Consider the following 19947-nt stretch of genomic DNA (forward strand, 5'->3'; position numbering starts at 1 on the left):
TCGCTGGCAAGCCAGCTCCCACAGGGAGCTGCGCAAGTCCGAACACCACAGAAAACTGTGGGAGCTGGCTTGCCAGCGATGGCGTCCTCAATGACACAACTCAAGGCCTGGCCGCTCTGGCACGGGCCTTGCGTACCCGTCATTCAGGATTTGCGTGAACACTGCCGCTGCGTGAACAGCATCCACCCACTCAACCGCTGCACCCGAAAGTCCAACAGATCGAACAATAAAAAAGACAGAGAGGACTTATGACTTCCACCACACAGCTCAAACCCACACTCGGCACCCTGCACCTCTGGGGCATTGCCGTCGGCCTGGTGATCTCCGGCGAATACTTCGGCTGGAGTTACGGCTGGGGCACGGCGGGAACCCTGGGTTTCCTGGTTACGGCCCTACTGGTCGCGACCATGTACACCTGCTTCATCTTCAGCTTCACCGAACTGACCACCGCGATTCCCCACGCGGGCGGGCCGTTTGCCTACAGCCGCCGGGCCTTTGGCGAAAAAGGCGGATTGATCGCCGGGATCGCCACCCTGATCGAATTCGTGTTCGCCCCGCCGGCCATTGCCATGGCCATCGGCGCCTATCTGAATGTGCAATATCCGGGGCTCGATCCCAAACTCGCGGCGGTCGGCGCGTACTTTGTGTTCATGACCCTGAACATCCTCGGCGTCAGCATCGCCGCGACCTTCGAGCTGGTGGTTACCGTACTCGCCGTCGCCGAATTGCTGGTGTTCATGGGCGTGGTTGCACCGGGCTTCAGCTTCAGCAACTTCGTGCTGAACGGCTGGTCGGGTGCGAATGAGTTCACGATGGGCTCGATTCCGGGCATTTTCGCCGCCATTCCCTTCGCGATCTGGTTCTTTCTCGCCATCGAAGGCGCGGCCATGGCGGCCGAGGAAGCCAAGGATCCGAAACGCACGATTCCACGGGCCTACGTCAGCGGCATCCTGACTTTGGTGTTCCTGGCCATCGGCGTGATGGTGATGGCCGGCGGCGTCGGCGACTGGCGCCAGCTGTCGAACATTAACGACCCGCTGCCGCAGGCGATGAAAGCGGTGGTCGGCAACAATTCGACGTGGATGCACATGCTGGTGTGGATCGGCCTGTTCGGGCTGGTGGCGAGTTTCCACGGGATCATCCTCGGCTACTCGCGGCAGTTCTTTGCCCTGGCCCGGGCCGGTTATCTGCCGAAAAGCCTGGCCAAACTCTCGCGCTTTCAGACCCCGCACCGGGCGATCCTGGCCGGCGGCGTGGTCGGCATCGCGGCGATCTACAGCGACGGTCTGGTCAATCTGCAAGGCATGACCCTGACGGCGGCGATGATCACCATGTCAGTGTTCGGCGCCATCGTGATGTACATCATCAGCATGCTCAGCCTGTTCAAACTGCGTAAAACCGAGCCGAACCTGGAGCGCACCTTCCGCGCGCCGGGCTATCCGTTGGTGCCGGCCATTGCGCTGTTCCTGGCGCTGGTGTGCCTGGTAGCGATGGCCTGGTTCAACACGCTGATCGGCTGTGTGTTCCTCGGTTTCATGGCCGCCGGTTACCTGTACTTCCAGCTGACCGCCAAGCAACGCTCCGAAGCACCGGCAGACGCTATGCTCGAAGGTATATGAGTTGCACTGGCACCGGGCTTCGCGCCCGGTGCCTGCACTAAAAGCATTCATTCAGGAGGACACCGCCCCATGGCCGCATTTGCCCATACCGTCGGCGCCCAGACCTACCGTTTCGACAGCCTCAAGGACGTGATGGCCAAGGCCAGCCCGGCGCGTTCCGGCGACTTTCTCGCCGGTGTCGCCGCCCTCAACGATGGCGAGCGGGTGGCCGCGCAAATGGCACTGGCCGACATCCCGCTCACGCATTTCCTGCAGGAAGCGCTGATTCCTTACGAGTCCGATGAAGTCACCCGGCTGATCATCGACAGCCATGACAAACAGGCCTTCGCGGTCGTCAGCCATCTCACGGTTGGCGGCTTCCGCGACTGGCTGTTGAGCGAAGCGGCCGATGAGCAGAGCCTGCGCGCCCTCGCCCCCGGCCTGACGCCGGAAATGGTCGCCGCCGTGTCGAAGATCATGCGCGTGCAGGATCTGGTGCTGGTGGCGCAGAAAATCCGCGTCGTGACGAAATTTCGCGGAACCCTCGGCCTGCGTGGACGGTTATCCACAAGGCTGCAACCCAATCACCCGACCGACGAACCGTCCGGTATCGCGGCGAGCATTCTCGACGGCCTGCTGTACGGCAACGGCGACGCGATGATCGGCATCAACCCGGCCACCGACAGCATCGCCTCGATCTGCGCGATGCTGGAAATGCTCGACGCGATCATCCAGCGCTACGACATTCCGACCCAGGCCTGCGTGCTGACCCACGTCACCACTTCTATTGAAGCGATCAACCGTGGCGTGCCGCTGGATCTGGTATTCCAGTCGATTGCCGGAACCGAAGCGGCCAACGCCAGTTTCGGTATCAACCTGAACGTGTTGCAGGAAGGTTATGAAGCCGGCCTGAGCCTCAATCGCGGCACGCTCGGGCAGAACCTGATGTATTTCGAAACCGGCCAGGGCAGTGCACTGTCGGCCAACGCCCACCACGGCGTCGATCAACAGACCTGCGAGACCCGGGCCTACGCCGTGGCGCGCCATTTCAAGCCGTTCCTGGTGAACACCGTCGTAGGATTCATCGGCCCGGAATACCTCTACAACGGCAAACAGATCATCCGCGCCGGCCTCGAAGACCACTTCTGCGGCAAGCTGCTCGGCGTGCCGATGGGCTGCGACATCTGCTACACCAACCACGCCGAAGCCGACCAGGACGACATGGACACCCTGCTGACCCTGCTCGGCGTGGCCGGGATCAACTTCATCATGGGCATCCCCGGTTCCGACGACATCATGCTCAACTACCAGACCACTTCGTTCCACGACGCGCTCTATGCGCGCCAGACCCTGGGCCTGAAACCGGCGCCGGAGTTCGAGCAGTGGCTGGCGAACATGGGCATCTTCACCCAGGCGGACGGCAAGGTCCGCTTCGGCAACAACCTGCCGCCGGCCTTCCGCCAGGCCTTGGCGCAACTGGGATGAGTCAGATGGAAAAACCGCCCGTCGATCCGCAAAACCCGTGGCTGGAGCTGCGTCGCCTGACCCCGGCGCGCATTGCCCTCGGCCGCACCGGCACCAGCCTGCCGACCAGCGCACAACTGGATTTCCAATACGCCCACGCCCAAGCCCGGGACGCGGTGCATTTACCGTTCGATCACGCCGGGCTCAGCGCCCAACTGGCCGAACGCCAGCGCGACAGCCTGCTCTTGCACAGCGCGGCGGTGGATCGCAACAGCTACCTGCAACGCCCGGATCTGGGGCGCAAGCTGAGCGATCAATCGGCCCAGACCCTGCGCGAATACGCCCAGGCGCACCCGGGCGGCGTGGATCTGGTGATTGTCGTGGCGGACGGTCTCTCGGCGCTGGCGGTGCATCGGCATACCCTGCCGTTCCTGACCCGATTGGAAGAACAGATGAGCGCCGACGAATGGTCGACAGCGCCTGTAGTGCTGGTGGAACAGGGTCGAGTGGCGATTGGCGATGAAATCGGCCAGTTGCTGGGCGCCAAAATGGTCGTGATGCTGATCGGAGAGCGCCCGGGCCTCAGTTCGCCGGACAGCCTGGGGTTATATTTCACCTACAATCCAAAGGTCGGCCTCACGGATGCGTACCGCAACTGCATCTCCAATGTGCGGCTGGAAGGGCTCAGTTACGGCATGGCGGCGCATCGCTTGCTGTATCTGATGCGCGAAGCCTGTCGGCGGCAGCTGTCAGGCGTCAATCTGAAGGACGAAGCGCAGGTTCAGACGCTGGAATCGGAAGCCGGTGCAGACATGAAGAGTAATTTCCTACTCGATCCGCCCTCAGCCTGAACCGTTTCCGCATTGCCTTTCTGCGCAGGTTTGAGGCAGGATCGATGCACGGCCGCCCGGGTTTCCCATCGCCGTCAGAGCACGTGAAGACAGCCACTTGAAGGACGAGACCTACCATGCGGATTATCCAAGCGACCCTCGAACACCTGGATTTGCTGACCCCGTTGTTCGTTAAGTACCGCGAGTTTTACGGCTCCCTGCCCTATCCGGACTCGTCCCGGGCCTTTCTCGAAAAGCGCCTGCGACGCAAGGAATCGGTGATCTACCTGGCGCTGGCCGATGACGACGACAAGAAGCTCATGGGCTTCTGCCAGCTCTACCCGAGCTTTTCCTCCCTGTCGCTCAAGCGCGTGTGGATCCTCAACGACATCTACGTCGCCGAAGACGCCCGCCGCCAGCTGGTAGCCGACAACCTGATCCGCACCGCGAAGAAAATGGCCAAGGAAACCCAGGCCGTGCGCATGCGCGTGTCCACCAGTGCAGACAACGAAGTGGCGCAGAAAACCTACGAATCCATCGGGTTCAAGGAAGACACCGAGTTCAAGAACTACGTGCTGCCGATCAGCGACGAGCTCTGATCGCGGGGCGTACTGCGGGGAGGGAGCAAATGCCCTCCCCAAAATGAATGCCAACCCGACATTTGTTCACACCGACATTCCCCGCTACAAAACCAACGCGCTTTTCACCCTTCAGCCCGTATAATCCCGATCTTTCCGGCTTGTAAGAAAAACTACACCCGCTTGTAGGCTTACACGAAGTCATCCGCACAGGTCTGCTGAGTCAGGCCGTCACCACAGGTGCCTCCATGGATTTCAACCCGCTCGACCTTATCCTGCATCTCGACGTTTACCTCGACCTGCTGGTGAATAATTACGGGCCATGGATCTACGCCATCCTGTTTCTGGTGATCTTCTGCGAGACCGGTCTGGTGGTGATGCCATTCCTGCCGGGTGATTCCCTGTTGTTCATCGCCGGTGCTGTGGCTGCGGGCGGTGGTATGGACCCGGTATTGCTGGCGGGGCTGCTGATGCTCGCGGCGATCCTCGGCGACAGCACCAACTACGTGATCGGACGAACGGCGGGCGAGAAGCTGTTCAGCAACCCGAACTCGAAAATCTTCCGCCGCGATTACCTGCAACAGACCCACGATTTCTACGACAAGCACGGCGGCAAAACCGTGACCCTGGCGCGCTTCCTGCCGATCATCCGCACCTTTGCGCCTTTCGTGGCCGGTGTCGCGAAGATGCCTTACCCGCGTTTCTTCGGTTTCAGCGTGTTCGGCACCGTCCTGTGGGTTGGCGGTCTGGTAACGCTGGGCTACTTCTTCGGCAACGTGCCGTTCATCAAGAAGAACCTGTCGTTGCTGGTGGTCGGCATCATCCTGCTGTCGCTGGTACCGATGATCATCGGCGTGGTTCGCAGCCGTTTCGGCGGCACCAAAGCCCAATCGCACTAAGCCGATGTGGTCGCTGAGCGCCTGGCGCCGCCGGCGTATTCTGGCCAGGCACCCGATTGCCGACGAGCTTTGGCAACGGGTGCGGCATCACTTGAGTTTTCTCGATGGCATCAGTGCCGCTGAAGACCAGTGGCTGCGCGAAGCGAGTGTGCTGTTCCTCGAAGACAAACACCTGACCGCCCTGCCCGGCGTCGAACTGCACCAGGAACAACGCCTTCTGCTCGCCGCCCAGGCCCAATTGCCACTTTTGCATCTGGGCGATCTGAACTGGTATCAGGGTTTCCACGAAATCGTCCTCTACCCCGACGACTTCCTCAGCCCCCAGCGCCATCGTGATGCCAGCGGCGTGGAGCATGAGTGGGACGGCGAACACAGCGGCGAGGCGTGGCAACAAGGGCCGATCATCCTTGCCTGGCCTGGCGTGATGGCCAGTGGTGGCTGGGAAGGCTACAACCTGGTGATCCACGAACTCGCACATAAACTCGACATGCTCAACGGCGACGCCAACGGCCTGCCCCCGCTACACGCCGACATGCGGGTCAGCGACTGGGCCGAGGTGATGCAGGCGGCGTACGACGACCTCAATCGCCAGCTCGACCACCATCCCGACGCCGAAACTGCCATCGACCCGTATGCCGCCGAGAACCCGGCCGAATTCTTCGCCGTCACCAGCGAGTACTTCTTCAGCGCTCCGGATCTGCTGCACGAGGCTTATCCACAGGTGTATGCGCAGCTGCAGCTTTTCTACCGCCAGGATCCGTTGGCACGCCTGAAGCAACTTCAGGCCAGCGACCCGGTCTATCAGGCTCACGAGTAAAGGTCTGCACGACTTCCGGTACGTGGCGTCCACGGCAGAATATGCCTATAATCGCCGCCACTTTTTGGTCAATCCGGCCAAGTGTTTTTGGTCAACTAACGGGGGCAACGCCCAATGAGCTACAGCAAGATTCCGGCTGGCAAAGACCTGCCGAACGACATCTACGTCGCGATCGAGATCCCGGCCAACCACGCGCCGATCAAATACGAAATCGACAAAGACAGCGATTGCCTGTTCGTTGACCGTTTCATGGCCACCCCGATGTTCTACCCGGCCAACTACGGTTACATCCCGAACACCCTGGCTGACGACGGTGATCCCCTGGACGTGCTGGTCGTAACCCCTTACCCGGTTGCTCCAGGTTCGGTGATCCGCGCGCGTCCGGTCGGCATCCTGAACATGACCGACGACGGCGGCGGCGATGCCAAAGTCATCGCAGTCCCACACGACAAGCTGTCCCAGCTGTACGTGGACGTGAAGGAATACACCGACCTGCCAGCCCTGCTGATCCAGCAGATCGAGCACTTCTTCGCGAACTACAAAGATCTCGAAAAAGGCAAATGGGTGAAAATCGAAGGCTGGGACGGTGCAGACGCCGCCCGCGCCGCGATCACCAAGTCGGTTGCTGCCTACAAAGGCTAAGCCTCACGACCTTCGACACGTTTGAAGAAAACCCCGGTTGGTCCGGGGTTTTTTGTGCCTGGCCGCCAAGTGCTTAAACAGCTTGTTTATAGCGGCCTACAGAAAAGTTTTGGTGTGTGTAATTTCCCACAAGGACGTCTTACATCCCGTCGCAAAATTTGCCCTGATTTTGAACGCAAGGTTTATTCAAACCGCTCTAGGCCGGCCGTAGACTCGTGTTTATGAGAAAGAACACTAGCGGTCCAAGATTCAAGGCACTCCTGGAAGCTGCGAACATCACCACCACGGGATTCGCAAAGTTCTGGGGCACGGAAGCCCAAAACGTTCATAACTGGTACACCCGGGGCGTACCCGCGTACCGCATGGAAGAAGTCTCTCGCCTGTTGTCCGTCAACAGCCAATGGCTGAAGACCGGCGAAGGCCCGAAAGACGCCCCGCATCTGCATACGGACTCGGGCGACATCCTCGATGCCCATGCGATTCGCGGCATCTACACGGTGCTCGAAACCAACGACATCGAACTGCCCCTCTACAAGGAAACCCCGACCGCCCCCGGCTCCGGCAAGACCCACGTCATCAAGGACCCGGAACAGACCATCCGCCTGCCCCGCAGCCACCTCGAAGCCCTGGAAATCCGCCACACCGACGCCATCTGCACCCACATGATCGGCAACAGCATGGCCGAGAAAATCGAAGACGGCTCCACCCTCGCCATCGACCGCGGACTCACCCAGGTGGTGGACGGCGAAATCTACGCCATCGAACACGACGGCATGCTGCGCATCAAATACCTGCACCGCATGCCCGGCAACGCCCTGCGCCTGCGCAGCCACAACAGCGCGGAATATCCGGACGAAATCTTCCGGGCGGCGCAGATCGAGGAGCAGCGGATTCATGTGTTGGGGTGGGTGTTCTGGTGGTCGACCCTGGGCAAGCGCCGGCCGGTGGTGCCGTTTCTCTGAAGCGGGAGCCAGCCTGCTGGCGATGAGGCCCTGAAAGTCGGTACAAATTCTGGATTTTCTCCAGTTTGATCGCTCTAAACCGCACTTCAAGCTGGGAATCAGAAGCAAAACTCAGTATCCTGCGCCCCACATTCGCGCATCGACCCGCCAAGCGGCCCAGATGACGCCTGACGCGGCAGACCACTGTCTGACCAAGTCCCACAGCCGGACGCAAGATCCGGGTGTACGTTTTGAAGGCTGGCGCGGTTTACCAAAAATAAACCAAGCCAGTCCCCGAGAAGCCGGCCACAAGCCGGCTTTTTAATGCCTGCTGAAAAACCGGCCGGGGCCGGGTTTTATCGGTAGAGCGCAGTGCAACCATGCTTGCACAACAGAGCCTCGCCTGCTGGAAGCCACGGCAACTCTGAATGCTCGAATCACCCCACAAGGACGTTCAAAACTGATGCCCGAAACCATCAGCTCACACATGAAGTCAGCTGCCATGACAGCCGCCCTGTGCCTCTGTCTTTCAGGATGCGTTGGAGCAATCGTATCGCTCCCGGAAAAGACCACCGCCAAGACTGACGCTTACCGAGCGCAGACCTATCGGTCAGTCACTCCAAAAATCAGCAGAACGGTAACGTCGACACCCACGCGAGAATGGTGCGGGATTACCGTTTGGGCGCTAGTCATTCCTGTGCCATTGAAGCTGCCGCTGTGCACTTCGTATCAAGAGCAATCATTCGGCAGCGACGAGACCGGCAACGAAGTCGTTCTGCTCAACACACAACAAAAAGTGCCATCCCCCTTCTACGCGTGCGGCCCACTCATGACGTTGGGGCCGATCGTTCATGGCTACCAAGGCAACGCACTTTGCGGCGTTTTTCCGGATTGATGGTGGAACTGACATAGCGACTTACGCTTTCACTTGCCAAGGTTTTCGTCTCGAAGCTCTCCATATTCACCATTGATTTACAATCACCATCCGATCGCCACGAACACTTTCAGCACAGGGATGCGCCCATGTCCGTTCCAACCTACGATCAGTTCATTGAGCCGATCCTGCGATTTCTCGCCACAAAACCCGAGGGTGCAATCGCTCGGGACGCCCATGAAGCAGCAGCAAAAATGCTGCAACTGACTGAAGCTCAGCGCGAAGAACTGATCGCCAGTGGTCAGGCTACCTACAAGAACCGATCAGGCTGGGCGCACGACCGACTCAAGTCCTGGCCTATTACGTGCCCTTCTATTTCACACCCTTCTCGGTGATGATGCAGAACATCCACTCCGGCTGGAGCGTGCAGCAACGCAGCAATGACGAGATCGTGATTCTGGTCTCAAGCCTTTATCGCGTTGAAGAGCTCGGCCTACCGTTTGTCTTCACAAACGCACATGCCTATCCGGGTTGGACAGACTATTACAGCGATCTGGCGAATCTCGACCAGATCGATTGGTCTATCCTCCAACGGCGCGACTTCAAGCGCGATCCTGATGACCCTCGTAAAATGGAGCGTTATCAAGCCGAAGCGCTGATCCACCATCACTTACCGATTACGGGACTACTGGGCATCATGTGCCACACCGATGCAATGAAAGAACGCATAGAACAAAACGTAGCCGCTAGAGGCCTGACGTTGCCAGTCCATGCGCGTCCCAAATGGTATTTCCAATGATCAGATTTACCCAAGGCAACCTGCTGGAAGCCAAGACCGAAGCCCTCGTAAACACGGTGAACACCGTGGGCGTGATGGGGAAAGGCATCGCATTGATGTTCAAAGAGCGCTTTGCGCAGAACTATCGTCTTTACGCAGCGGCGTGCAAGGCCAAGGAAGTTGAAACCGGCAAGATGCACGTGACCGCCACCAACGAGCTTGATGGCCCTCGCTGGATCGTCAATTTCCCGACCAAACGTCACTGGCGTTCACCCTCGCAGATGGCCTGGATAACGGAAGGTTTGCATGACCTGCGTCGTTTTCTGATTGAGAACGACGTGAAATCCGTCGCGGTCCCACCACTAGGCGCTGGTAATGGTGGGTTGAAGTGGCCTGAAGTCCGTGAACAAATCGTTGAGATTTTGGGGGATCTGGATGTCGACGTACTGGTGTTCGAGCCTACCAATCAATATCTGAATGTCGCCAAGCGCAGCGGTGTAGAGAAACTCACGCCAGCTCGTGCCCTTATCGCCGAACTGGTTCGACGCTATTGGGTGTTGGGCATGGAATGCAGCCTGCTGGAAATCCAGAAACTGGCCTGGTTTCTTGAGCGCACTATCGAGAAGCTGCCGGAAATTGAAAACCCGCTCAACCTCAAGTTCGTCGCACATAAATACGGCCCGTACGCTAACCGTCTGGAGCATCTGCTCGATAACCTTGATGGCAGCTATCTGCATTGTGACAAGCGAATCAGTGACGCTGGCATTAGCGATGTGATCTGGTTTGATCAAGAACGCAAAGCCTTTTTGCAGGCTTATCTCAAGACTGAGGCCAAGGAATACTCTCAAGCATTGGAACGCACAGCTCAGCTCATTGACGGTTTTGAATCGCCATTCGGCATGGAGTTGCTGGCGACAGTTGACTGGCTGTTGAGCCAGGAGGGAGTTTCGGCGACCGTTCCTGCGGTGCGCGAAGCATTGAAGCACTGGGACGGTGGCGCCGGTGCTGCGGCCCGCAAGAGCAAACTGTTCGATGATCAGTCTCTTGATATTGCGCTCAAGCGTCTGACCACCAGCAGCTTCCGACCTGAATTAGCGGCCTGAGTGATTGAATAGAATTGGGCAGCGAGCAACTGCCCAATTACCCTCACGGATAGCTGAACGACTTAACCAACGTCAACTCCCCCACCGCCCGCATCGGCACCACGAACGTCTCCATCTTCTCGCTCGGCGTCCCTTCTTCGGTAATCACCGTCACCTGCGCCGTAGTCAGCGGCTGCACCGCCTCTTCCCCACCCTCATCATCCCCACGATAACCACCGCCAAAATAATTCACATACACCAGATACTGCCCCTTGATCGGCGCCGGCATGGCGAAGATTTCCGGGCCGTAACCGGTGGTCACGTCGACATCCAAGGCCGCGCCATTGGGTGCGACGCGATCGCCGTACCAGATGTGGGCACCGTCGGGTGTGATCAGGTGCAGGTCGAGGTCGGTGCCGTCGCTGTCCCAGGACAGCAGCACGCGAAGTTTGGCCGGGGTGGCGCCGCCGCTGGCGTTGAGGAATTGGGTGCGGTGCCGTTGCTGGCCGTCCGGGCTGCGGACTTCGACGCTGTTGCTGCCATTGGGGAACGAGAACGGGCGGTCGAAGCGGCCGCTGTCGTCGATTTTCAGCGGCATGCTGACGCCGTTGACGATCAGGCGACCGGGTTCTTTGTTTTTCGGTGTGGCTTTGATTTCGCCGCTGATGCGCGCGGTGTTGGCCTGGCCGAGCGGGGTGTTCACCGAAGAGGCCGGGTAGTTGACCGTCTGGCGAAAGCTCTCGCCCTCGCCTTCGGGCGCGCCGCTGCGCCAGCCGCCGACCGGGGTGTCGAGTTTGACGCTGTCGGCGGCCATCGCCATTGGCAATGCATTGAGCACGCAGAGCAACAGCAAGACCTGTGGATAACGGAGTGTCATGGTCTATTCCAGCAAAAGGTGACGGGCGAGCCCTTCGATGTAGGTTTCATCCTGGCCGTTGGGGTGTGCTTCAAAGGCCAGGTGCAGGTATTCGTGAGTCAGGTCGAGGCGATCCTGCAACGACAGCACGCCGCGCACGTAGATGCGCTGGCGTTCGCGGTCGACGAAGGGCCGTCCGAACGCGAGTTTGCAGACGGCGAAAGTGCTGACTTCGTTGTAGCCGGTTTCGCTTTCCAGCCTCGGACGCCAGCCGCGTCGTTGTTTTTGCAGCCAGTCTTGTGCGGCAGGCAGTGATTCGCAGGACGCTACCGGGTTGTCCCAACGGCTAAGGCTCGCTCGTGGATAGGCGTGCAACAGAATCGCGTCGTAACGCTGGCCGGCATTGGCTTGTTCGACGGCTTTTTGCCAGGCCAGTTTGTCGGGGCCAGGTTGATCGGAGTGATAGGTGACGGTGCTGCCGGCCAACACCAGGTCCGCCGTCCACGCCGCAATGTTGCGGGATTCGGCGGAGGCCGGACGCGGTGCAACACGCTGGCGAGTGCTGCTGTCGTCGATGCTCAAACATTCGCCGTTGCGCGTGGCGTTTTGCAGCAGGTACGTCCGGATTGCCACGGCCAACGCTTTGGCGGCTTCGGCAGGTTCGGGTTTGGCTTCACGCTCCAGCACACGGGCGACGTACTCTTCGCGATCCAGCCGGGCGACCAGTTTGTCGTTGAGCAGAAACAGCTCGCCGTCGCTGTGGATATCCAGCGCATTGCCGTTGGCGAATTCGACACGGAAATCGCCCTGCAACGGGCCGGAGCCCGCAACGCGCTCACCCGACAGAACCCGCGAAACCGGGTAGCGCGAGAACAGTCCGACCTCAACACAACGCCCTGCTTCCGCCGGCCATGACGTGGGCAACACCGTCGCCAACGCAGCCCCGAAATGCCGCAGAACCATCTGACTGGTGCCCCGGCCACCGGCCCAGATCGGCGAGCCGTCCGCCGTCCAGCCGGCGAATCCGCCCTGCCGTGATTGCGGGTCCTGATCGCCGAGCCAGCTCCAGGTTTTCACCCGCAAACGTCCGCCAAGCTCGCCGACGACATTACCGTCCGCCGCGTTCAGCACCACGTCGAGCAGCACCCGGCGCAGCTGATCCTGAGCCGGCAACCAAGACAAAACCTTCAGCAAGTCAGCCACGGAAACCCGAGTAGCCGGTTGCACCGATGGCAAATCCAGCAACCACGACGGCGCCTGTCGCGCCTGCCAATAGGTTCTCCAATCGCCAGCAGTTATGCCCAACCGCGCCGGCTCGAAGTACAGCCCGCAGGATTTCACCAGCGCCTGATCACGCTCGATCTTGCCGCCAGCAGTGCAGCAATAGACTTCTTCCTTCGACTGGCCGCGACATTCATAAGCCGGTTCCCGCGCGCCGGTATCCACCAGCCACGCGTAAACGAACACCTTCCACAGACTGCCCAGCGGCGCATCCAGCGACGACGGCAACGGCTCGCGAGCGGTCAGTTGCGTGGTGTTCAGTGACAGCAATTCGCCCTTGTACGCCAGTCGCAGTGGCTCATCCTGCGCCGTCGCCAGCGCAGGAATCAGACACATCAGCAGCCACAGCAGCGGCCGGTTCATGTCAGTTGACCGTGACCTGACCGAGGGCGGCTTTCGCCTCCTGGGCCTGATGCTGCGGCGCGTAGACCTGAGTGAAGCGCACCGGCGGCAGGTTGAACTGGCCCTTCTGCGAGAACCGCACCAGATGCCGCAAACGCAATTCACCGCTCAGCGCATCCACCGGCACCGCGTAGGCCAGTTGGCCCGGTTCGAAACGTGCTTTCTCAAGCGCGGTCGGCTCGGTGCCGTCCTTGCCCTGCAACTTGATGCCCCACGTGGTGCGCTCTACATCCGCGCCCGGCGGCAGCGGCACTTCGAGCATGCCGTAGCGCAGCGGTTTCGGTGCTTTGCTGGTGAGGATCACTTCGTCCAGATACAGGCTGTCGCTGGACAGTGGTTTAGTGCCGACCGGCTCCAGTTTGAAGGTGAAGGCTTCGTCACCCGGCACCAGACGCGACAGGCGACGCGTGATGGACACCGCGATCGGATCGACTGCCGGTTGTTGAGTCTGGAAGCTCAACGCGGCACGCAACGGACGCTCCTGAGTGCCCGACACTGACAACACGCTCGGCACCGGCGCAGCACCCTGCCACGTCCAGTACATCTCGCCGGTCGCGCCGTAGTTTTTCTTCCAGCCTTCCCCCGGGGCCAGCGCGATGGTCGGCGACGCCTGGGCGATGCTGCGTTGCAGCCAGGTCAGCGCCAGCGCACGTTCGAGAGTCGATTGCTGTGGCAACAGGCGTTGCAACAACGCTGTCGCGCGAGACTGATCGAACGGTTGCTGCGACAGGTTCAGCGCTTCGGCAAACGGCTGCGAACTGACGGCCAAACGCTGTTGCGCAGCGCCCAGCTGACGATTGAACGCGTCGGGCAAAGCGACTTTCGACTGGGTGGCCAGCGAGGCGGTCAAGACCCGCGCCGCCGCCAGACCGAGTGCCGAATCCGGATCGCCCATCACCAGACTGTCTTCGCCATCGTCCATCAGGGTTTCGGCATTGCCCTCACCGGCCTTGGCCAGATCGTCCATCAAACCGCTGAGCAGCGTGTTGACCGGCAGATGCATCTGCTTGGCGAACGACAGAATCAGCGCCCGTTGCAGCAACGGCGTGTTCGGCGCCTGCTTGGCGTAAACCTCCAGCACCCGCTGCCAGTGCTCCGGCGGCAGGGTCAGCTCCAGCACCTGGCTGGCGTTCCAGTCGGCGTAATAGGCGTAAGCGGTGAGGAACGCATCCGGCTCACCGTCGAAACCCCACCAGGTGAAGCTCGCCGACGGCCCGGCCATTTGCACCAGACGCAGACGACTGTCCTGCATGATCAAACGCAAGCGGTCACGGATCTGCGGGCTCGACGCCAGCGACGGATAGGCGATGCTCAGCGGCAGCAAACGGCTGGCGGTCTGCTCGACGCCGCCGTACGGATAGCTGAGCAGATCGTCGAGGGCCGAACGGAACAGCGCTTGCGGGCTGTCATCCAGACGCAGGCGAATGTCGGTGGCGTCTGCGGGCAGGCTCAACGGCGTGTCGCCGCTGGCCACGTCGAGGCTCTGGGTCTGCGTCACTTGCCAGCCTTCGCCGGTGGCGGTCAGGCGTACCGCGAGGGAGTCGGCGGTCTTGCCGTCCTGCACCAGCTCGGAGGTCCATTCGCCAGTGGCCAATGCGAAGGCCGGCAGCGGCAGGTAGTTGATGCCGTTATTGAGGGTCACCGGCAGACGCTGTTCGGCGCCGGCGTAGTGCGTCACCAGCTCAGCCTTGACCGGTTTCTCGGCCTGGCTGAAGGCGAACACGCCGAGCTGCGGCTGATCGCCCTTGCGGAATTTGCTCGGCCCGCTCCACTTCAGGTACAGCGGTTTTTCCGAGCGCACGAACTGCTTCTTCTGCCCGACCTGACCGTCATCGGCAATCGCCCGCGCGGTGATGCGCCAGCGGGTCAGCGAGTCCGGCATCTTGAAGGTGAAACGAGTCTTGCCGTCGGCGTCGGTCAGCAATTCCGGCTGCCACGCAGCGGTATCGACGTCTTCGCGACGCGGCCGCTCCAGCACTTTCACCCCGCGTTCGCTGCGGTTGGCCTTGCCCGGCGCGCCGGGGCTGCCCGGCAACGCGACGTCGTAACTGATGAACGACAGGCTGGCGCTGGTGCGCACGTTGTTGCGGCGCGGGTGATAGAAGAACTGGTCGATGGTCGGCGCGACCTCAGGTTGCAGCGCGTAGACCATTTCGTCGACCACGCTGACCGTCAGGTGCGCCGGCACAGCCTTGCCGGCGAACTGCGTGGTCAGGTCGACCGTCACGGTATCGCCCGGTTGATAGGTCTCTTTGTCGGTCTTGATCGCCACGTCGATCTGCGGCGCGACGACCTTGATCCCGGCGTTCTGGAAGCTGTACTGACCGCCCTTGGTGTACAGCACCGAGAACGTCAGGTTCGGTGCGAAGTTGTCCTTCACCGGGATGCGTGCGCGGTATTGGGTTTCGCTGAGTTTTTCCAGTTTCAGCCAGTCGCCGCCCTTGGCCAGCAGCGCGGTGGCTTCGACCTTGTCACGCTCCAACGACAGCAACGCATCGCTGACTGGTTCGGGGAAAGTGATCAGCGCCAGAGCTTCGTCGCCGGCCTTGTACTCCGGTTTGTCGAGGACGATTTCCACGGTGCCCGGTACAGCCTTCACGCCGTCGCCAGTGACCGAATGGCCGGTGCCACCAAGCACCCGGCCAAACTGATCCTTCAGCGACAGGTTGTAGGTCCCCGGACGGTCGAACGTCACGCTGAAGCCTTTGTCTTTCGCCGCCAGTTTCCCTTCGCCGATGGTCTGGTCTTCGAGTCGAACCCAGCTGTAGCTGCTCGGCACAACGGCCTGCGCCTGCACGCTGCCGCCCTCATTGGCGTAGCTGAATGCGACCTTGTCACCGACCGCGCTGAAACGCTGCGGCGCAGTCAGGCGGAAGCTGGCGGCGCCTCGGTCGATGAGGATTTCCTTGGTGGTCTTGACCCGATACGCCGCGCCATCGCTGGCAAACACGGTGAGCATGTAGCGGCTCGGTTTGTCGGCGGCCGGCAGGTCGAGGGTCGCGTTGCCTTTGCTGTCAGTGGTCAGTTCGGTGCTGGTCAGCTCCACCGGGAATTGCCCGAGGTATTGCAGCTCGTTGTCGACCATCGACAGTTGCTGGGCGCGCAGGCTCAGAGTCAGTTTGGCGTTGGCCACCGGTTTACCGTCCGGGGACAGCAGCACCAGGCTGCCCTTCACCGGATCGCCAGTGCGGTAATCCTGCTTGGCCAGATTCAGCGAGATTTCGAAGTGCGGCTTGATGTACTCCGCCACCCGGAACGCGCTGCTGTAGGCCTGATCCTTGTAGTTGAAACGCAGCTCGTAACCACCGGCCACGGCGTTGTCCGGCAACTGGAAACGGCCCTGGGTTCCGGCCTTGGAATCGAGCTTCAGATCCAGACGCTGCAACTCGGTGCCGGTGGCATCGAGCACGCTGACATTGACGTCCGCCGCCCCCGGCAACACCGAATCCCGCGCGTTCTTGAATTCGCGGCCGACGATTTTCAGCGACACCCAATCGCCCGGGCGATACAGCGGCCGGTCGGTGAAGGCATAGAGTTTGGTGTCGTAGATTTCGCTGTCGTAATAGAAGTTTTCCGAGACGAATACCCCGCCCTCTTCGTCCTCGCCGATCACGAACGAACGCTCCGGGCTGACGTGTTTCAGGCGCAGCAGGCCATCGGTATCAGTGGCGCCGCTACTCATCACGCCGAGGCCATCGGTCCACAGCACATTGACCTTCGGCACCGAGCTGCCTTCGTGTTTGCGCGCGGCCCACACCAGCAATTCGTCGCCGGCAATCTTGCTCACCGCGACGGTGTTGGAAACGAAAACCATGGTGGTCGCGCGGTACTTGCCGATCAGCGCTTCGACCAGATACAGACCCGGCTTCAAGTTGCCCAGCGGGATGTAGACGTTACCCGGCGCAACACTGACGAACTCGCTGGAAGACCCGGCCAGATTGACGCCGGTCGGCGGCTGGATCGGTTTGGCCTGCCACAGCGGATAGCGGAACTGACTGACCACCGGCAGACCCGGAATCAGGGCGAATTGCGGTTGCGCGTCGTACGGCGTCGGCGCGGCGATGGCGTTGCCCATCTTCAGCTCCGGCACTTCTTCGGTGACTTGCTGGCGCGACTCGTAGGAGAACGCACGCTGCATTACGCGACGGGATTTGCGGTACCAGTTGTCCCACAGGTACGCGAGGGTGTTCGACAGGCCTTCGCCCTTGAACTGGCCGTCGCTGACCACGCGGTGCAGGTTTTTCTGGCGCTTGAGGAAGTCCAGCGGCTTGTCGATCTTGTACACGCGGATATCGGCGCCGCCGTACGGTTCCATGCGGAAACGGCGATAGTCACGACCCGGTGCTTCGAGGCGCACCACCGCCTGTTCGTCGGCGGCGAAACTGCTGTCGGCCAGCAGGAAAAAGCTCTCACCGGAGACCGGCGTGTAGCCGCTTGGCTCCACGGTGTCTTCGGCATTCACGGCCGAAAACGGCAGGGCTAACAGCAACAGAAAAGGCAGTAAACGCAGCATGCGGGCACCGGTCATTGGGAGAGAAAGTTCAGTCGATAGACGCCGATGAAGTTGGGGTTGGCTGCGTCGGGTATCCATCGGGTGTCCTTCCATGTCATGAGTTGCTGCAGGCTTGCCGAACGCATGCCGTTGTCGGTTGGGGTGGTCGTGCCGGTGTGATAGGCGATGTAGCGGCCCATCCAGATCATCAGGTGCTGGTCGTCGCCCTGATCGAAAAACATCAGATCGCCGGGCCGTGCCTGGGACACGTCGCGGCCGATCAGATGGCTGTTGAACTGAATCAGTTTGATCGCGTTGACGTAGGGCCCGACCTTGCCGCCGCCCTGCTGCCATTGCTGGGCGAGCTTGCGCTGATCGGCGCTCAGGTCCAGCTCCGGGGGCAGGTAGCGATTGGACACGCCATTGCTGCGCAACCATTTGTCGTCATGCACCTTCAGCGCTTCGTTGGCGGCAAAACGCACCAGCCCTGCGCAGTCCTGCTGATACCAGCGCGGGCTCGGGCCCTTGCTTAATTGTTCCTGGGCGATGCGCACGAACCAGGCGCGAAAGACCTGGGACTGCTGCGGATCGAGGGCGGGTGCCTCAACGGCTCGAGCACCGGCGCTGAGCAACAACGCCAGCAAGCCGAGGCTGCGGATCAGCGACGTCACAGCGCTTTCCACTCCAGCGGCAGCCATTGCCAGTGACCGTCAGGCTCGCTGCCTTCCGGCAAGGTCAGGGCGTATTTGCCCATGCCGCCGAGGGTGCGCAGTTTCGGGATCAGGTAGGTTTGCGCAGCGTTGTAGAACACCGGCTCCATGTCCTGCGGCAGGCTGTCGAGGGTTTCCTGCTGGATCAATTGCGCCATCGAATCCGGACCGAAGTAGATCGGCATCAGCACGTCTTTGGGCAACACATCGGCCATCGGCGGGAAGCGTTTGTCGAGGGTGCCGAGGGCTTTGTCGACCAGTTTGTCGTCGAGGGAAAACAGCAGCGTCGAACCATGACGCGCCAGGCTGACTTTCATGAAGGCACGGCCGGTGATCGCGTCCGGGTCCTCGGCATCCTTGGCCGCGTAAGGACCGAAGTTGGAACTGACCTGACGCTGCCAGAGATGGCTCTGGCCTTCCTGTTTCTCGACCACCGGGAACGCGTGCTCGTCGACCTTGCCTTCGTAGGCGCCGACCATCGAATCGAACAGCGTGCCGATATCCGCGTCGAGTTTGCCGTTGTCTTCGTCGTTCAGACTGGCCACCAGCAATGGCGTGTACAGCCGCGAATCGGCGTACCAGCACAGGCCCGCTGCGCCGGCCACGTGCTCGGTGAGCTTCTGCGCCACGGCTTCTTCCGCGCCGAGTTTCACCAGCAACGGTTTTTGCGGCTCGGCCGCCACCGGCAAGGTCACACAGGCACTAGCGCCCAGCGGCATGGCCTGCCAGACCGGTTTGAAATCGAAGTCCGGCTGGTTTTCCAGCTCATCCATCGCGAGATAACTGTGCCAGCCCTTGTCGTCCATGTCGAAACGCAAACCGGCGAAGTTCGGGATGAAACGCTGGTAACCCATGGCCAGAACGCTGGAATTGACCGACAGACGCTGTTTGGTTTCCGGCGTCTTGGCCGTGAGCCCAAATGCTTCGGGGAACAGTTTTTCGCCGTTGAGCAAAGCCGACAGCGCTTGCGGCGAAACATGGCCGGACTCTTCGGAAGCACCACTTTCCGGGTCGTAGAGTTTGGTCGGGTTGGACAACACCACCAGTTTGTCGCCACGGGAAGCGAACAGCAGGGATTTGCCGGCGTTGTAGGTCAGTTGATACAGCGGCACTTCGTCGCCGCCAACTTTCAGGGTGCTGAACACGCTCAGTTGCGAATCATCCAGCGCGACTTTCGCCAGCGGCTCGAGCACCTTGGCCAACCCGCCGCGATCCATCACCAACAGGAAATCCTTCAAGCGACCGTCGGCGCCACGCCACAGCGCCACGTCTGCCGGTTGATCGAAGAGCTGCTCGATCAGGCTGTCCTGCAGCTTGAGGCCATGCTCGTAGATGATCCGCCGCAGACTGCCGATCAAGCCGAGGCGGTCGGCGTGGGTTTCATAATAGAAGACGAAATCCTCGGTGAGCGTGGCCTTGAGGAACGGCACCGTCAGCAAGTCCTTGGGCAACTGGCTCAGGGAGCGGGTTTCCAGCAGCACGTCCGGGCGGCTCAGGCCGAGCTTGTCGCTGGCCAATTCCGCCGGCGGCGCCTTGGGCTTGTGCATCAGCCAGCCGAGCCCGCCCGCCACGCCGGCCACCAGGCACAGCCCGACCGCCAGCAACGGCCAGCGCCGGGAAGGTTTGGCGGCGGGCACGTCGGTAGCCGGGGTCGCAGTGTTTTCGCTCATCTTCTCGCTCATGTTCCCAAAGCTCGGCAGTTC

At 61.0% G+C, this 19947-nt stretch carries 15 protein-coding genes and 2 pseudogenes; 12 read left to right on the forward strand and 5 right to left on the reverse strand.

What is annotated here, in order from left to right; genetic code table 11:
- Window positions 1-248: 248 nt before the first annotated feature.
- From eat to darG, 12 genes and pseudogenes are all read left to right on the forward strand, one after another.
- Window positions 249-1619, forward strand: coding sequence for an ethanolamine permease (gene eat / locus QR290_RS25980; protein WP_115079339.1), 1371 nt, complete (start codon window positions 249-251; stop codon window positions 1617-1619).
- Between the two features lie 69 nt (window positions 1620-1688).
- Window positions 1689-3083 (forward strand): ethanolamine ammonia-lyase subunit EutB, encoded by a 1395-nt coding sequence (locus QR290_RS25985; RefSeq protein WP_289203884.1) that lies wholly within the window; start codon window positions 1689-1691, stop codon window positions 3081-3083.
- The gene (gene eutC / locus QR290_RS25990; protein ID WP_430736776.1) at window positions 3080-3913 is read left to right on the forward strand and encodes an ethanolamine ammonia-lyase subunit EutC; all 834 of its coding nucleotides are present in this window, start codon (window positions 3080-3082) and stop codon (window positions 3911-3913) included. The genes QR290_RS25985 and eutC overlap by 4 nt, the downstream gene beginning before the upstream one ends.
- A gap of 116 nt (window positions 3914-4029) precedes the next feature.
- Window positions 4030-4491 carry a GNAT family N-acetyltransferase gene (locus QR290_RS25995; RefSeq protein ID WP_007958617.1) on the forward strand — a complete coding sequence of 154 codons (462 nt, stop codon included), beginning with the start codon at window positions 4030-4032 and terminating at the stop codon, window positions 4489-4491.
- A gap of 227 nt (window positions 4492-4718) precedes the next feature.
- Window positions 4719-5369, forward strand: coding sequence for a DedA family protein (locus QR290_RS26000; protein ID WP_115079342.1), 651 nt, complete (start codon window positions 4719-4721; stop codon window positions 5367-5369).
- Window positions 5370-5373: 4 nt separating this feature from the next.
- Window positions 5374-6186: a zinc-dependent peptidase gene (locus tag QR290_RS26005; RefSeq protein ID WP_289203885.1), complete on the forward strand. Its 813-nt coding sequence runs from the start codon at window positions 5374-5376 to the stop codon at window positions 6184-6186.
- 114 nt (window positions 6187-6300) lie between these two features.
- A complete protein-coding gene (gene ppa / locus QR290_RS26010) occupies window positions 6301-6828 on the forward strand; it encodes an inorganic diphosphatase (RefSeq protein ID WP_007933577.1) in 528 nt (175 codons plus the stop codon).
- A 221-nt stretch (window positions 6829-7049) separates the two neighbouring features.
- Complete coding sequence (locus tag QR290_RS26015; protein ID WP_289203886.1) at window positions 7050-7790, forward strand: S24 family peptidase; 741 nt, start codon at window positions 7050-7052, stop codon at window positions 7788-7790.
- A gap of 442 nt (window positions 7791-8232) precedes the next feature.
- Entirely contained in the window at window positions 8233-8664 is a 432-nt protein-coding gene (locus QR290_RS26020; RefSeq protein ID WP_289203887.1) for a hypothetical protein, read from the forward strand.
- A gap of 128 nt (window positions 8665-8792) precedes the next feature.
- Window positions 8793-8993, forward strand: a pseudogene (locus QR290_RS26025) (winged helix-turn-helix domain-containing protein); the annotation flags it as partial.
- Window positions 8984-9442, forward strand: a pseudogene (gene darT, locus QR290_RS26030) (type II toxin-antitoxin system toxin DNA ADP-ribosyl transferase DarT); the annotation flags it as partial. The pseudogenes QR290_RS26025 and darT, both read left to right, overlap by 10 nt.
- On the forward strand, window positions 9439-10524 hold the full coding sequence (gene darG / locus QR290_RS26035) for a type II toxin-antitoxin system antitoxin DNA ADP-ribosyl glycohydrolase DarG (RefSeq protein WP_289203889.1): 1086 nt from the start codon (window positions 9439-9441) through the stop codon (window positions 10522-10524). The pseudogene darT and the gene darG, both read left to right, overlap by 4 nt.
- 43 nt (window positions 10525-10567) lie before the next feature.
- On the opposite strand, the gene QR290_RS26040 is transcribed toward darG, so the two are convergent.
- The 5 genes from QR290_RS26040 to QR290_RS26060 are packed head-to-tail and all read right to left on the reverse strand — an operon-like array spanning window position 10568 to window position 19914.
- The gene (locus QR290_RS26040) at window positions 10568-11380 is read right to left on the reverse strand and encodes a YfaP family protein (RefSeq protein ID WP_289203890.1); all 813 of its coding nucleotides are present in this window, start codon (window positions 11378-11380) and stop codon (window positions 10568-10570) included.
- 3 nt (window positions 11381-11383) lie between these two features.
- The gene (locus QR290_RS26045) at window positions 11384-13003 is read right to left on the reverse strand and encodes a DUF2300 domain-containing protein (RefSeq protein WP_289203891.1); all 1620 of its coding nucleotides are present in this window, start codon (window positions 13001-13003) and stop codon (window positions 11384-11386) included.
- 1 nt (window position 13004) lies between these two features.
- Entirely contained in the window at window positions 13005-17570 is a 4566-nt protein-coding gene (locus tag QR290_RS26050) for an alpha-2-macroglobulin family protein (protein WP_289203892.1), read from the reverse strand.
- On the reverse strand, window positions 17567-18232 hold the full coding sequence (locus tag QR290_RS26055; RefSeq protein ID WP_289203893.1) for a DUF1175 domain-containing protein: 666 nt from the start codon (window positions 18230-18232) through the stop codon (window positions 17567-17569). Before QR290_RS26055 ends, QR290_RS26050 begins: the two co-directional genes overlap by 4 nt.
- A complete protein-coding gene (locus QR290_RS26060) occupies window positions 18202-19914 on the reverse strand; it encodes a DUF2138 domain-containing protein (protein WP_289203894.1) in 1713 nt (570 codons plus the stop codon). Before QR290_RS26060 ends, QR290_RS26055 begins: the two co-directional genes overlap by 31 nt.
- Window positions 19915-19947 lie beyond the last annotated feature (33 nt).

Source organism: Pseudomonas fluorescens (assembly GCF_030344995.1).
Lineage (GTDB): Bacteria > Pseudomonadota > Gammaproteobacteria > Pseudomonadales > Pseudomonadaceae > Aquipseudomonas > Aquipseudomonas fluorescens_BF.

Excerpts from the sequence above, each read along its gene's own strand:
- QR290_RS26000 (WP_115079342.1), top strand. The coding sequence starts at position 4,719 with ATGGATTTCAACCCGCTCGACCTTATCCTGCATCTCGACGTTTACCTC.
- QR290_RS25995 (WP_007958617.1), top strand. The coding sequence starts at position 4,030 with ATGCGGATTATCCAAGCGACCCTCGAACACCTGGATTTGCTGACCCCG.
- QR290_RS26045 (WP_289203891.1), bottom strand. The coding sequence starts at position 13,003 with ATGAACCGGCCGCTGCTGTGGCTGCTGATGTGTCTGATTCCTGCGCTG.
- eutC (WP_430736776.1), top strand. The coding sequence starts at position 3,080 with ATGAGTCAGATGGAAAAACCGCCCGTCGATCCGCAAAACCCGTGGCTG.
- QR290_RS26040 (WP_289203890.1), bottom strand. The coding sequence starts at position 11,380 with ATGACACTCCGTTATCCACAGGTCTTGCTGTTGCTCTGCGTGCTCAAT.
- QR290_RS25985 (WP_289203884.1), top strand. The coding sequence starts at position 1,689 with ATGGCCGCATTTGCCCATACCGTCGGCGCCCAGACCTACCGTTTCGAC.
- ppa (WP_007933577.1), top strand. The coding sequence starts at position 6,301 with ATGAGCTACAGCAAGATTCCGGCTGGCAAAGACCTGCCGAACGACATC.
- QR290_RS26015 (WP_289203886.1), top strand. The coding sequence starts at position 7,050 with ATGAGAAAGAACACTAGCGGTCCAAGATTCAAGGCACTCCTGGAAGCT.
- eat (WP_115079339.1), top strand. The coding sequence starts at position 249 with ATGACTTCCACCACACAGCTCAAACCCACACTCGGCACCCTGCACCTC.
- QR290_RS26060 (WP_289203894.1), bottom strand. The coding sequence starts at position 19,914 with ATGAGCGAAAACACTGCGACCCCGGCTACCGACGTGCCCGCCGCCAAA.
- QR290_RS26020 (WP_289203887.1), top strand. The coding sequence starts at position 8,233 with ATGCCCGAAACCATCAGCTCACACATGAAGTCAGCTGCCATGACAGCC.
- QR290_RS26055 (WP_289203893.1), bottom strand. The coding sequence starts at position 18,232 with ATGGCTGCCGCTGGAGTGGAAAGCGCTGTGACGTCGCTGATCCGCAGC.
- darG (WP_289203889.1), top strand. The coding sequence starts at position 9,439 with ATGATCAGATTTACCCAAGGCAACCTGCTGGAAGCCAAGACCGAAGCC.
- QR290_RS26005 (WP_289203885.1), top strand. The coding sequence starts at position 5,374 with ATGTGGTCGCTGAGCGCCTGGCGCCGCCGGCGTATTCTGGCCAGGCAC.
- QR290_RS26050 (WP_289203892.1), bottom strand. The coding sequence starts at position 17,570 with ATGACCGGTGCCCGCATGCTGCGTTTACTGCCTTTTCTGTTGCTGTTA.